This is a genomic window from Geodermatophilus sp. SYSU D01176 (genome assembly GCF_054050015.1).
Map to the genome: position 1 here is coordinate 1 of NZ_JBJGYN010000087.1, position 11,522 is coordinate 11,522.

The 11,522-nt window shown below is 69.1% G+C and carries 12 protein-coding genes and 4 pseudogenes; 5 read left to right on the forward strand and 11 right to left on the reverse strand.

Going from position 1 to position 11,522, the window contains the following annotated elements; all coding sequences use genetic code 11:
- The 4 genes from ACI78Z_RS24270 to ACI78Z_RS24285 all read left to right on the forward strand — a co-directional run.
- On the forward strand, nucleotides 1-113 hold a 113-nt coding region (locus tag ACI78Z_RS24270; protein ID WP_457039114.1), incomplete at its 5' end, for an IS3 family transposase.
- Between the two features lie 74 nt (nucleotides 114-187).
- The gene (locus ACI78Z_RS24275) at nucleotides 188-403 is read left to right on the forward strand and encodes a hypothetical protein (RefSeq protein ID WP_457039103.1); all 216 of its coding nucleotides are present in this window, start codon (nucleotides 188-190) and stop codon (nucleotides 401-403) included.
- Between the two features lie 117 nt (nucleotides 404-520).
- A complete protein-coding gene (locus tag ACI78Z_RS24280; RefSeq protein WP_457039104.1) occupies nucleotides 521-658 on the forward strand; it encodes a hypothetical protein in 138 nt (45 codons plus the stop codon).
- Nucleotides 659-903: 245 nt separating this feature from the next.
- Entirely contained in the window at nucleotides 904-1,068 is a 165-nt protein-coding gene (locus ACI78Z_RS24285; RefSeq protein ID WP_457039105.1) for a hypothetical protein, read from the forward strand.
- A gap of 112 nt (nucleotides 1,069-1,180) precedes the next feature.
- Here ACI78Z_RS24285 and ACI78Z_RS24290 read toward each other — a convergent pair whose 3' ends face one another.
- The 9 genes and pseudogenes from ACI78Z_RS24290 to ACI78Z_RS24330 all read right to left on the reverse strand — a co-directional run.
- Nucleotides 1,181-1,756: an NADPH-dependent FMN reductase gene (locus ACI78Z_RS24290; protein ID WP_457039106.1), complete on the reverse strand. Its 576-nt coding sequence runs from the start codon at nucleotides 1,754-1,756 to the stop codon at nucleotides 1,181-1,183.
- Nucleotides 1,726-2,979 (reverse strand): MFS transporter, encoded by a 1,254-nt coding sequence (locus ACI78Z_RS24295; RefSeq protein WP_457039107.1) that lies wholly within the window; start codon nucleotides 2,977-2,979, stop codon nucleotides 1,726-1,728. Before ACI78Z_RS24295 ends, ACI78Z_RS24290 begins: the two co-directional genes overlap by 31 nt.
- Before the next feature lie 69 nt (nucleotides 2,980-3,048).
- Nucleotides 3,049-3,813, reverse strand: coding sequence for an SDR family oxidoreductase (locus ACI78Z_RS24300; RefSeq protein ID WP_457039108.1), 765 nt, complete (start codon nucleotides 3,811-3,813; stop codon nucleotides 3,049-3,051).
- 41 nt (nucleotides 3,814-3,854) lie between these two features.
- Nucleotides 3,855-4,379 (reverse strand): nuclear transport factor 2 family protein, encoded by a 525-nt coding sequence (locus ACI78Z_RS24305; RefSeq protein ID WP_457039109.1) that lies wholly within the window; start codon nucleotides 4,377-4,379, stop codon nucleotides 3,855-3,857.
- Nucleotide 4,380: 1 nt separating this feature from the next.
- A complete protein-coding gene (locus tag ACI78Z_RS24310) occupies nucleotides 4,381-5,871 on the reverse strand; it encodes an FAD-dependent monooxygenase (RefSeq protein ID WP_457039110.1) in 1,491 nt (496 codons plus the stop codon).
- A 60-nt stretch (nucleotides 5,872-5,931) separates the two neighbouring features.
- Nucleotides 5,932-6,315: a hypothetical protein gene (locus tag ACI78Z_RS24315; RefSeq protein WP_457039111.1), complete on the reverse strand. Its 384-nt coding sequence runs from the start codon at nucleotides 6,313-6,315 to the stop codon at nucleotides 5,932-5,934.
- Nucleotides 6,316-6,435: 120 nt separating this feature from the next.
- Nucleotides 6,436-6,912 carry an ester cyclase gene (locus ACI78Z_RS24320; protein ID WP_457039112.1) on the reverse strand — a complete coding sequence of 159 codons (477 nt, stop codon included), beginning with the start codon at nucleotides 6,910-6,912 and terminating at the stop codon, nucleotides 6,436-6,438.
- 398 nt (nucleotides 6,913-7,310) lie between these two features.
- A pseudogene (locus ACI78Z_RS24325) lies at nucleotides 7,311-7,592 on the reverse strand (IS5/IS1182 family transposase); the annotation flags it as partial.
- Nucleotides 7,593-7,784: 192 nt separating this feature from the next.
- Nucleotides 7,785-8,021, reverse strand: a pseudogene (locus tag ACI78Z_RS24330) (transposase); the annotation flags it as partial.
- Between the two features lie 241 nt (nucleotides 8,022-8,262).
- Here ACI78Z_RS24330 and ACI78Z_RS24335 point away from each other — a divergent pair.
- Nucleotides 8,263-8,565 (forward strand): hypothetical protein, encoded by a 303-nt coding sequence (locus tag ACI78Z_RS24335; RefSeq protein ID WP_457039113.1) that lies wholly within the window; start codon nucleotides 8,263-8,265, stop codon nucleotides 8,563-8,565.
- A gap of 725 nt (nucleotides 8,566-9,290) precedes the next feature.
- Here ACI78Z_RS24335 and istB read toward each other — a convergent pair.
- A pseudogene (gene istB, locus ACI78Z_RS24340) lies at nucleotides 9,291-10,062 on the reverse strand (IS21-like element helper ATPase IstB).
- A pseudogene (gene istA, locus ACI78Z_RS24345) lies at nucleotides 10,059-11,312 on the reverse strand (IS21 family transposase). The pseudogenes istB and istA overlap by 4 nt, the downstream one beginning before the upstream one ends.
- Between the last annotated feature and the right edge of the window lie 210 nt (nucleotides 11,313-11,522).

The window sequence follows — 11,522 nt, forward strand, 5'->3', positions numbered from 1 at the left end:
TCTCCTACCTCGAGGGCTTCTACAACACCCGCCGCCGGCACTCCCGGCTCGGCAACCTCAGCCCCACCGACTACGAGACCATGCAACTGACACAGAACGAGGTGTGTGCCTGACGGGGGTCACTTCACATCCATCGACAGCCCGACCATGTCCCAGCGTCTCACCGCCAGGCAACCGGCTAACCGCTGTGAGGAGTTCCGCCGGCAGGCGGCGTCGCTCGTCGTCGACGGCAGTCGCGGAGTGGGGAACGTCGCGTGAGCTGGACATCAACAACAAGACGCTGCGGAACTGGGTCGGCGCGCTGCGCCGGGAGCAGGCCACGCCGGGTGGCCCGGTCAGCGGTGATGAGCCGGCCGAGCTGCGCCGGCGGGTGGCGGAGCTTGAGCTCGAGAAGAGTTCTTAAAGAGAGCCGCTGCCTTCTTCGCGCGGGAGACGGGGGGGTGAGCCGGGGGCGGTCTTCGGCTTCATCGTCGCGAGGAAGGCCAGCTATGGCGTGCGCCGTCTCTGCCGGGTGCTGGGTGTGTCGAATACCGCCATCTATGACTGGCATGCTCGCGACGGCGGGCCGACCGCGGCCAAGATCGAGGAGGCGTATGCCGCCGCCGCTGTCCAGGAGGCCTGCTGCGAGCACCGCCGGTTCTATGGCGTCGGCAGCTGACCGTCGAGATCCGCCACCGCGGCGATCGGTGAACCTGCAAGCGGGTGGCCCCGTTCACAGCCCCGCTCCGATATCTGTGGGAGCGTCAGTTCCGAGCCTCCACTGAACCCGGCGCGGGACACCTGGCCGAAGACAGAAGACTGCCGCTGAGACCCGCGCGGAGCCGGTGATCTCATCGTCGCCGACCGTTTCGCCGGTGCGGTGGTCACCGGGCACGAGTCCCCGCACCGGCGGGTGCGAGCGGGATGGAGATCCTGCGAGCGATCATCCTCGAGGCCCGCGCGGAGGTGCCAGGGCTGATGACCGCCGAAGAGATGGCCGTCGACGCGACAAGGTGCGGGCGCCATCTGTGGTGCGCGCCGCATCCGGCCACCGGAGCGCCCCTGTCGATCACTGTCCTCGACCTGTGATGGCACACCCGGCATGTCCACCACGCCGCCGGATCGCCAGCCTGCGGTGAGGCGGAGCCGTGGATGCACCGGTGAGCTGTCTGGGCTCCGCCACGCGCGGCACAGTTGCGGGTCAGGTGCCGTACGGGCGAACCGCCTTCGCACTGCGGAGAGCGCGAGCCCACCAGTCAAGCTGGTCCAGCATGATCTTGGCCGCGGCGTTGCAGCCGTTGTCGCTCGTCGGGAAGCCGCCGGTCGAGTTGAAGTGGTCGAGCACCTGGGGAAACGTGACGACGTCCTTCATCCCTACCGCGTGAAACTCCGTGAAAATTTGCCGGAGGTGCTCGACGGCACGGACGCCGCCCGCTCGGCTCAGGCCGTAGCTGACGAAGCCGACGGGCTTGGCCTCCCATTCGGCGTTGTAGCAGTCGATGGCGGTCTTGAGCGGTCCGGGGACGCTGCGGTTGTACTCCGGCACGATCAGGACGAACGCGTCCGCGCCTGCCAGCCGCGGCCGCAGCGCGACGACCTCTGGTGTGGTCGCGTCGAGGCTGCTCGGCAGCGACCAGTCGGCCAGATCTACGACGTCCGTGACCATGTCGTCGCGCTGGTCGATCTGGCGGACGAACCACTCCGCCACCTTCGGAGCGAGTCGGCCATCGCGGACACTCCCTATGATCACGGTGACGCGGATCGGGTCAGTGAGCACGGCATCTCCTTCGAGGTCCGCCGCTCGGCGACGAAGCCTTGGACGGCGATGAGCAATCCGACAGCGGCGACGGCGACGACCATTGCCGCTGAACGATGTCCCGGTCCAGCGACCAGGGCGACCAACACGAGGGTGGCGGCCCCGCCGAGCTGGACGGAGGTCTGGAACACACTGCTGACGGACCCTTGCCGGCTCGGCCGACTACCGGCGATCGCCTGGGCCTGCAGAGCCGAGAAGCTCAGCGTGAACGCGATCCCGACCAGGATGGCCGCCGGGAGGATGCCGGGGAGGTACGAGCGGTGCGGAACCGTGCCCAGGTACCACCCGTAGCCGGCCACGGCGGCGACGTTGCCCGCGGTGATCAGCGGACCGGCGCCGAAGCGGTCGATCAACCTGCCGGAGTACGCGGTCGCGAAGGTCAGCGGAAGGCTGACCGGCAGCAGTGCGAGCCCGGTGGCGAGGGGCGACCAGCTGAGCTGGTCCTGCAGCTCGAACGTAGCCACGAAGAGGAAGCCCCATAACGAGCCGTTTAATACTGCGCCGCCGGCGGCCGAGCGGAGCACACGCGCGTTCGCCGACCGCGCCGCCCCGGCTGTCGGCTCCGCGGAGCTGCGGACGGAGCGGCCACCGACCGGGATCACGGCCGCGGGGTGGCTGTCAGCGGGCACCTGGCGGAGCGCGATCAGGAAGAGCACGAGTGCCACGGGCCCGCTGAATGCCAACGCCCACCGCCAGCTGACTCCGGTGAGCGCGCCGGAGAGCAGAAGCCCGGTGGAGAAGCCACTCGCTCCGAAGAGGGAGTAGATCGCCAGTGCACCGGCGCGTTGCGGCCCGGCCTCGAACGTGCTGCCGATGATGGCCAGCCCGGTGGGCGCCGTAAGGGCAACGCAGATCCCCTTGACCACGCGAGTGGCCGCCAGCGTCCCGGGGTCCTGCGCGAGCCCGCTGGTGACCGAGGCGATCGCGAAGACGAGCATCGCGGCGAGGTAGACCCTCCGCCGCCCGAGCGTCGCGGTCAACCGGCCGCCGAGCACAATGAACCCGCCGAAGGCGACGGCGAAGAGCCACATGAACGAGCTGGTCAGAGTAGGCGAGAGACCGAACTCCGCGCCTACTGAAGGCATGGCGATGACCATCGTCGACACCTCAAGGGCATCAATGAGCATGTTGCCGGAAAGCACCAGCAGCAGCGCCCAGAGCTGAGGGGTCCGCGCCGTCGACACATCCGCTCCTGTACGCCTACACGTGCTCACCGGTGCGCGTGGCGCGCACCGGTGAGCACCGGACCCGGGTCAGCCCAGCAGCGTCCCGCCGCTGGCATCGATGAACGCGCCGGTGATCCAGCGCGCGTCGTCCGAGGCGAGGAAGGCGATGACGTCGGCGACGTCCGCGGGCTCCCCCACCCGGTTGAAGGTCGACAGCTGCGCCATCTGCTGCACCGCCTCCGGCATGCCGAAGATCGGGTTGCTGTTTCGGGTTATCCCGGGCGCCACCGTATTGACGGTGATGCCTCGAGGGCCGAGGTGGCGGGCCAGATGCAGGCCGAGCATCTCCACCGCCCCCTTGCTCATGGCATACGACAACTCCGCGGGGTTGGCGAACCGAGTCAGACCCGAGGAGACGTTGATGACTCGGCCACCGTCGGGCATCACGGTGAGCGCCCGCTGGACGATGAAGAACGGGGCCTTCGCATTCACCGCCATCAACCGGTCGAACTGCTCCGGCGTTGTGTCCTCCGGAGCTACGCCGCCCATGATGCCGGCGTTGTTTACAAGGATGTTCAACCGTACCTCGCCGTCGTTGTGCTCCTTGAAGCCGTTCTCGAGCTGGCTGAAGAGCTCCTCGACATCGCCGGGCACACCGAGCTCCGCCTGCACAGCGAAGGCGCTGCCGCCTGTGGCGGTGATGCCGTCCACCACCTCGCGCGCAGCATCGGCGTTGCTCGAGTAATGCACGGCGACCAGCGCGCCGTCACGTGCCAGTCGCTCGGCGGTAGCTCTCCCGATGCCCCGGCTCGAGCCGGTTACCAGCGCAGTTCGACCAGAGATCCTGCCCATCACAATCGTCCTCTCCGTCGTGCGGCGCTGTCCGCCCTGGATCAGCGCTCGGACCGGCGGTCATCGCCGGCGATGATTGCCATGACCGCCGGCGCTCCCGTGCCGATGGTCCAGAGCACCCGCAGAGCCAGGCGCTGCATTCGCCAGCCGTGCGGAGTTCGAACGGCGGTCCCCTGGAACCGGCCGCCGAGATGGAAGTGGTCACCAGACGCCGGCGGCGGCGGGGAACTTCGATGCACGTGTGTCGCGATGACGCTCCATGTCACGGTCGCCCGGTCGCCGGCCAACTCGATGACGTAGTTCGACGCGTGGTGGTGTGTCCGGGCCCAGGGACCCATGAACGTCTCGGTGAAGGCGTCGAGCCCCGCGATACCCCGGTGGTTGCCGGGGGGGAAGCTCAGCTCGACGTCCTCGGTGAGGAACGACTGCGCCTGCGACTCGGTGAAGCGGCCTTCGTCGTGCATCAGGAGATAGCGGTTGCACAGGTCGCTCAACGCAGCCCGGTCCGCCAGTTCGCGGATCTGCGCGGCCAGGTCCGAGGCGTCCGGGGCCGGTGCGGCTCCCACCTCAACCACCGACGCCCGTCGCAGTAGGCACCCCGAACCAGCGGCGGAGCGCGTCCGTCGGATCGCCACCGCCTGGCGCGGCCCAGGCCACGTACCCATCTGGCCGGATCAGGACCCCCGTGCTACCACTGAGCGGGTGTCCGTCGGTCGGACGGGTGAGTCGTGCCGCGACCACGTCCACCCGGTCGGACCAGCCGGCTGCCGCGTCGCGCAACGATGGGGCGTCGGCGAGATCCAGGAGAAGCCCCCGGCCTCGGTGCAGCAGTGGATAGATCCGCAGCAGCCCACCGTCCGTAGTGAGCTCGACGTCGGGCATCCGCAGACCCGCGAGTGGGTGGTCACACGGGCCGACGTCGTAGCGGATCTCCAACCCGCTAACCATGCCGATGAGGTGCCTGCTCACCGGCTCGTACTGCATCAGTTCCAGCAACAGGTCGCGCAGCGGCTGCATCTCGCTGCCGCTGAGGAACAGGAGTCCCTGAGCCCGCGTGTTCATAAGCAGCCGTGCTCCCACGGCATGCCGCTCGGTGTGGTAAGAGTCGAGCAGGCCCGGCGGCGCCCATCCGTTGACCTCCGCGGCCAACTTCCAGCCGAGGTTTACCGAGTCCTGGATGCTGACGTTCATGCCCTGCCCACCGGCGGGCAGGTGGATGTGGGCGGCGTCACCGGCGAGCAGCACCCGGCCACGGCGGTACTCGGTGACCTGCCGAGTGGCATCGCCGAACGAGCTCACCCACACCGGCTCGGCGTGGGTGATGTCCTCTCCGGTCAACCGCTTCCAGGCGTCTGCGACCTCCGTGAACTGGACGGGGTCGGTCCGCCGCTGCGGGGGTGTGCCGCGTTCGCAGACAATGATGCGCTGGACACCGTTGCCGAGATTCCCGGCCATAACCATGCCGCGGGCTACCGTCTCGCCAATCATCCGCGGTCGGAGCTCGAGACCGCGAATGTCAGCCAGGAACATCTCCAGGGTCGCGGCCGTGCCCGGGAAGTCGAACCCGCCGACTCTGCGGACGGTGCTCCGCCCGCCGTCACAGCCGACTAAGTACGACGCCCGCATCTGCGTGGTCCCGTGGGGTCCGTCGACCTGGACGTCCACCGCCTCGCCGAAGTCGGTGCACGAGACGACCTGATGACCCCACCGGATGTCAATGCCGAGGTCGGTGATCCAGTCGGCCAGCATCTTCTCGGTGCGCGCCTGCGGGATAGTCTTCGCGCCAAAGTGCGCGCCCTCGACGAGGCTGAAGTCCAGCGGCAGCCCGCCGAAGTGGCCCTGATTGCTGGTCTCCACCTCGCCGAACCGGCTCAACAACCCCCGCTGCTGGAAGACCTCCATCGTGCGGGCGGTGAATCCCAGGCCGCGCGATTGGCCGGTCGGCCCGTCGAGCTGCTCCAAGACGGCGACCCGGACACCCGCCAGTCCCAGTTCCCCGGCGAGCATCAGGCCGGCCGGCCCGGCGCCGACGACGATCACATCCCAGTCCATGGTCATCTCCCCATGACGATCGGACGGTCCTCCCCACACGAACCGGCGGCTCGGTCCGGGCGGCGGTCAGCTGGTCGGCACACGGTGCGCGACGGTCTTGGCGAGGGTGGAGTGGATGACTCGTCCGTCCGCGCCACGCACGTGGGCGATACCGGAGCCGGTGAACGTGGAGCCGGTGTGCTGTGCACTGATGTCGATCTGCACGTAGGCAGCGCCGGGCAGCACCTTCTCGGGCGGCGCACCGGCCTCGTCTACCGTGAAGACTTCTTTGACCGTGTAGGTGAACGCGCCGTCGCCGGTCATCGTCCAGGTCCCCGCACCGGTGCTCTCCAGCGTGGTTAGGTCGACCGAGCCGTTCTCGCTGAACCCGATGGTGTAGTCGTCCTTCTTGCCGTCGTAAGCGACCGTGCCTGACCAGAGCCCGACGGGCGCATTCGCGAACTCGGACATGTCTCGTCACCTCTCCGTGGTTGTCGGGGTCGACTGCGAGGAGTCGGAACGACTGCTCGCGCGTGGCTTGACGGCTTCAGCCGCGAGCCTTGCCGTGGGGTCCGCACTCGTCGGCGGGCTTCAGGCGGGACGACCGGGGCCGCCCGGCCCACCGGGACCACCCGGCCCACCGCCCTGGACCTGCCGCATCAGGCCGAAGTTGTCGACGATCCCCCAACGCTCGGCGATCTTGTCGCCCTCGAAGCGGAGAATGAGGATGGCGTGGTGCTCGACCGTCCTACCGGTCGGCGGGACCCCCAGGAAGACACCGGTGTGCTTGCCGTGCATAACCCACCGGACACAGGCCTTGTCGCCCTGGGACAGGAAGTCGAGGATCTCGTATCTTACTTCGCTGAAGCCGCTTCGTTGCTTGCGGATTGTTAGCTTGAACGACTCGGGACCGGTCAGGGAGTCGTCGTGGCTGCCGTGGTTGCGGAAATCCTCGGTGAGGTACTGGTCGGCGATCGAGAAATTTCCTTGGTTGAGGCCCACCAGCCAGATCTGGTCGACGATCTCCCGCTGCCGCTCCGGCGTGGCTACCGTGACGCTGTCGGTCATGTCTCCTGTCCTCCTTATGGGTTCTCTTATCGGTCCTGCGAGTGAGCGCGGCATTGGTGCCCTGCGGTGTTGCGGTCCGCTGTTTCGCGGCCGTGGCGGACGGGTCTCCAGGAGCAGCCGTGAGCGCGTCGGAAGACCGCACACAACCCCCGGCCCGACGGCGGTCTGCCCCTCCCCCGTCGCGATCGAGCTACCAAGGAGCGGCCGGCGCTGTCGCGACACTGTTCGTCGCCCGCCTGCGAGCCGGTCCAAACCGCGGACCGCGGGCGGGCAGCACGACGACACCCACTCCTGGGCACCTGCCTGGTGACGCGCTGCTAGGCCCTGTTCGAAAGGTCGCGGAGCCAGATGTCGATGTCTATGATGGGGACGGTGGCCTCGTAGCGGACGGCGAGCTAGTCGTAGCGAGTGGCGAAGCCGCGGTGCTGTTTGTGCCGGTTGATGCCGCACTCGACGGCGTGCCGGTAGCGGTCCGGGTCGAAGGTCGGCGGGCGCCCGCCGGCGGAGCCCTTCTTCCGCCGGTTGGCCTGCTGGTCGGCCCTAACCGGAATGGTCGCCGGGATGCCGCGCCGGCGCAGATTGGCCCGGTTGACCCGGGCCAGGTAGGCCTGGTCGGCCAACACGCGCGTCGGGCGGGTGCGCGGCCGTCCCGGCCCGGACCGCCGCGGCACTCGGATCCGAGCGACCCAGCGCATGGTCGGCCGGCTCCCCGACGGGCGGCTCGAGCTGGTCCTCGGGATGGCGGCGGGCGCCGGCGGCGTGCTGATGCGCTCGGTTTCATCGTGGAGTCCACCGACACCACCCACTCGATCAACTACGCCTCGGCGGCCATTGCCTGTAGGCCGGTCAGAATCGCCGCCCAGGTGCCAGGCGCGGATCGGCCCATAGAGGCTCTGCCAGCTGCCATAGCGCTCCGGCACGTCCCGCCAGGGACAGCCGGTGCGGGTGCGAAAGCGGATGCCGTCGATGAGCTGGCGCAGCGTCCAGCGGCGCGCCCGATTAAGCTCTCTGCCGACCGGCAGCAGCGGCGCCAGGATCACCCACTGCTCGTCGAACAACTCCGAGTCTCCTCGAAGTACCGGTTGCCCGGGTTCCCCGAGCTCGAACATCGGCGCGAGGAAGTCCGCGGACCGCAGCCGGGAATACAGCCGCTCCGCCGCCTCCCGTGCCAGCAGGGCACCGCTCCCCACGGCCGCGAGAACTCACGGTGTACGCGAGGAACGTGACGATGCTGCGGCCGACCGGTGCCGACAGCCCAGGCGTGTCGGTCTTCTCCAGGTTTCGAAGACCTGCTCGCCACGGATCGCCGAGAAGCTGCGCAGCGCCTTCTCGACCGCCATGGTGGACACGATGCTCGTCGACTTGCACACCTTGATGAACCGCGTTCCCCAGCGGATGGTGCGGGAAGCTGACGAACGGGCTGTAGGCGAGGTCGTCATCCATCGAAGAATCCTGCTGGGATGCTGTCCGCCCACGCGAACCGCTCCGTCGACCAGCCATCGCTTCCGCGATGACCTGATGAGGCGCCAGGCCAGCGCGTTGACGATCTTCAGCGTGTTGGCAAGGCCACGGGAGCAAGTTGCGTTGATGAACCCTGGCGCATGCGAGGTCAAGCAGTACCGGTCTCCTACCGTCCGGCTTGCGGATTACTGAAGCCGGCCCGTGCCGACCCACGGTCGCACCTCAAGCCGCGCGCGTCCCGGGGCAGCTGGACATGAAAAACAGGTCTGCCAAGAGCCAATGGATCACGTGGCGTCGAGACAAACCTGCCGTCGCCCAGACTGTGACACATCGACGGGCCGGGAGTCAAGAACTGTTGTTGAGTCAAGGCCTGCCTGCCGCCCTTGACGACGTGCGGAGCACGGGCTCGGCGAGGCGCTGACCATGACCCCAGCAGAGCTCTCGAAGCTGGGTGAGGCGGAGCCGGGTCGTGCCCTGGGCTAGGACACGCTGCAGCGCTGCTGCCGGGTGCCCGAACCACCCGATCATGGTGGGCCTGGCGCAGACCACGAGAAGCGCCCACTTCGGCCTGGTGGCGATGTTGCTGCCGGCGGCCCGAGTCGACCGCTGTGAAGCTTCCATCCACCGCCTGCAGCCCCGGAGCCCTCCGCCCTCTTGCGATCCCGCTGACCAGACGATCCTGGGTGGAGGCGATGGCCTCTCGATGAGTTCCAGCCAGGAAGTGCCACCACGCCGTCGGGTGACGTCCCTCTAACGACCTCGTGCATGGTTAGCGGCGGGCGGTCGTTGACCTGCTCGGGGCGGACCTGCTCACCTGGTGGTGCCGGGTCGCGAGCGCCCTCGGCTGGCGGAGCCTGTCAACGACGGCTGAAAACGAACCCCGTGGCGACGGGTGAAAACGGACCCCCTCCGGTGGGTCAGTCGTCGGTCTTGGTCGGCTTGGGGCGGCCGAGGTCGCGGTCCTTGAGGCGGTAGCTGTCGCCCTTGAGGGCGATGACCTCGGCGTGGTGCACCAGCCGGTCGATCATGGCAGCGGCGACGACCTCGTCGCCGAAGACCTCGCCCTAGCGGCCGAAGGGCTTGTTGCTGGTCATGATCAGCGAGGCCCGCTCGTAGCGGCTGCTGACGAGCTGGAAGAACAGGTTGGCGGCCTCGGGCTCGAACGGCACGTAGCCCACCTCGTCGATGACCAGCAGCGGATAGCGGCCCAGCCGGCGCAGCTCGTCGTGCAACCGGCCGGCGTGATGGGCGTCGGCCAGCCGGGTGACCCACTCGGTGGCGGTGGCGAACAGCACCCGGTGACCGGCCTGGCAGGCCCGGATCGCCAGCCCGGTGGCCAGGTGCGTCTTGCCGGTGCCGGGCGGACCGAGCAACAGCACGTTCTCTCGCTCGGTGACGAAGTCCAGCGTGCCCAGATGCGCGATCAGGTCGCGCTTGAGCCCGCGGGCGTGGTCGAAGTCGAACTTCTCCAGGCTCTTGCGGGCCGGAAACCGGGCGGCCCGGATGCTGCCCTCCCCACCGTGCGACTCGCGGGCGGAGACCTCCCGCTGCAGGCAGGCGATCAGGAACGCCTCGTGCCACCAGGACTGCTCGCGGGCCCGCTCGGCCAGCCGCGGCACCGCTTTCCGCAGCGTGGGCGCCTTCAGCCCGAGTCAGGAACGCCACCTCGGCGCCCAGGTCCCGGCTCATGCCACCCCTCCAGCGGCGGTGTCGTCGGTGAGGCCGAGCGCGGCGTCGTAGTCGCTCAGCGGCCGGATCTCGACCTCTTCGGTGGGTGCGGCCGGCCGGAGCAGCCCGACTCGAGCCGCGCGCAACGCCTTCGCCGCGGTGACGTGCTCGTCGGCCGAGACCGTCTGGTGCTTGGCCCTGATCCGCTCGTGGTCGGCCACGACCCGGCCGTCGCAAAGCACCCGCACCCGGTGCAGATCGGCGAGCACCTCGACCGCCGCCCGATCACCGCTGGATGCACGGAGTAGTCGTTGCCGTCCAGGCGCACGTAGTGGTCCCGGGGCAGCCGAGTCGCGAAGCGCCAACCCGTCGCCGGGGCGACCGGCGGCAGCGGCAGCATCCGCTCCAGGTCGGCGGCGATCCGATCGGTCGGCGCGCACCCGAGCGCCCGCCGGGTGCGGGTGCTCACCAGCCGCAGCCAGGCCGCCAGCTGGGCGTTGAAGTCGACCGGGCCGGTGAATGTCCGTCCGGGCAAGAACGAGCGCTCCAGGTAGTCGTGCAGCCGCTCCACCAGGCCCTTGGCCTCCGGGTCGGCCGGCCGGCAGATCAGCACCTTGGCTGCCAGGGTGCCGCGGAAGCCCTGGCACTCGGCGGTGAGCTCCGAGCGGCCGCCGCGCCAGCGGCCGACCGCGCCCCCGCCGTTCCAGACCAGCACCCGCGGCACCGCCCCCAGGGCGGCGAGCAGCTGCCACCAGCCGGCGAACAGGTCCTCCGCGGCGCGGGACGGGATCAGCACCCCGGCGGCCCCAACGGGAGTAGCCACAGGCCATGGTCAGCACCGGCAGCTGCTTCGCTGATCGGCTCTGACCCGACCCCACCGGCAGCGTGATCGGCGGAAACCACAGATCGAACTGGGCGATCTCGCCGGCCACATACGCCGTCCGGGACGCCGGATCCGGCGGCAGGTAGACCGGTCGCAGCTCGGCCACTCGCTTCTTGAGCACGGTCATCGACCGGGCCCAGCCGATCCGCTCGGCGATCACCGTGGCCGGCATCGTCGGGATCGCCTGCAGCAGCTCCCGGATCCGCGGCTCGACCTTATCGACGATCGACGCCTGCCCGACCCGCTCGTAGCTCGGCGGCTCGGCACGACGCAGGGCTGTCCGCACGGTGTTGCGCGAGACACCCAGTACCCGGGCGATCTGCTTGATCGGGATGCCCTCGGCCCGATGCAGCCGGCGGATCTCCGCCCAGTCCTCCACGGACAACACCTCGTCCCTCCCCGGCTCGGCTCGAGCCAGGGTCTCGGGAGGGGTCAATTTCCGAGCGTCGCGAGGGGGTCAGTTTTCAGGCGTCGGTGACGTCCCCGCTGGTGGTGTAAGTCCAGGTCACCGCTCGCCTTGGTGATCACGCCAGGGGGCCACCGTGTGATGGTCAGCGAGACCACGGCAATGGTTCTCGCGGAAGGACACAGCACACGA

Bases quoted from the DNA above. Each gene is read 5' to 3' on its own strand.
- ACI78Z_RS24285 (WP_457039105.1), top strand. From the start codon at position 904: ATGGAGATCCTGCGAGCGATCATCCTCGAGGCCCGCGCGGAGGTGCCA.
- ACI78Z_RS24300 (WP_457039108.1), bottom strand. From the start codon at position 3,813: ATGGGCAGGATCTCTGGTCGAACTGCGCTGGTAACCGGCTCGAGCCGG.
- ACI78Z_RS24310 (WP_457039110.1), bottom strand. From the start codon at position 5,871: ATGACCATGGACTGGGATGTGATCGTCGTCGGCGCCGGGCCGGCCGGC.
- ACI78Z_RS24315 (WP_457039111.1), bottom strand. From the start codon at position 6,315: ATGTCCGAGTTCGCGAATGCGCCCGTCGGGCTCTGGTCAGGCACGGTC.
- ACI78Z_RS24320 (WP_457039112.1), bottom strand. From the start codon at position 6,912: ATGACCGACAGCGTCACGGTAGCCACGCCGGAGCGGCAGCGGGAGATC.
- ACI78Z_RS24335 (WP_457039113.1), top strand. From the start codon at position 8,263: ATGCTCGTCGACTTGCACACCTTGATGAACCGCGTTCCCCAGCGGATG.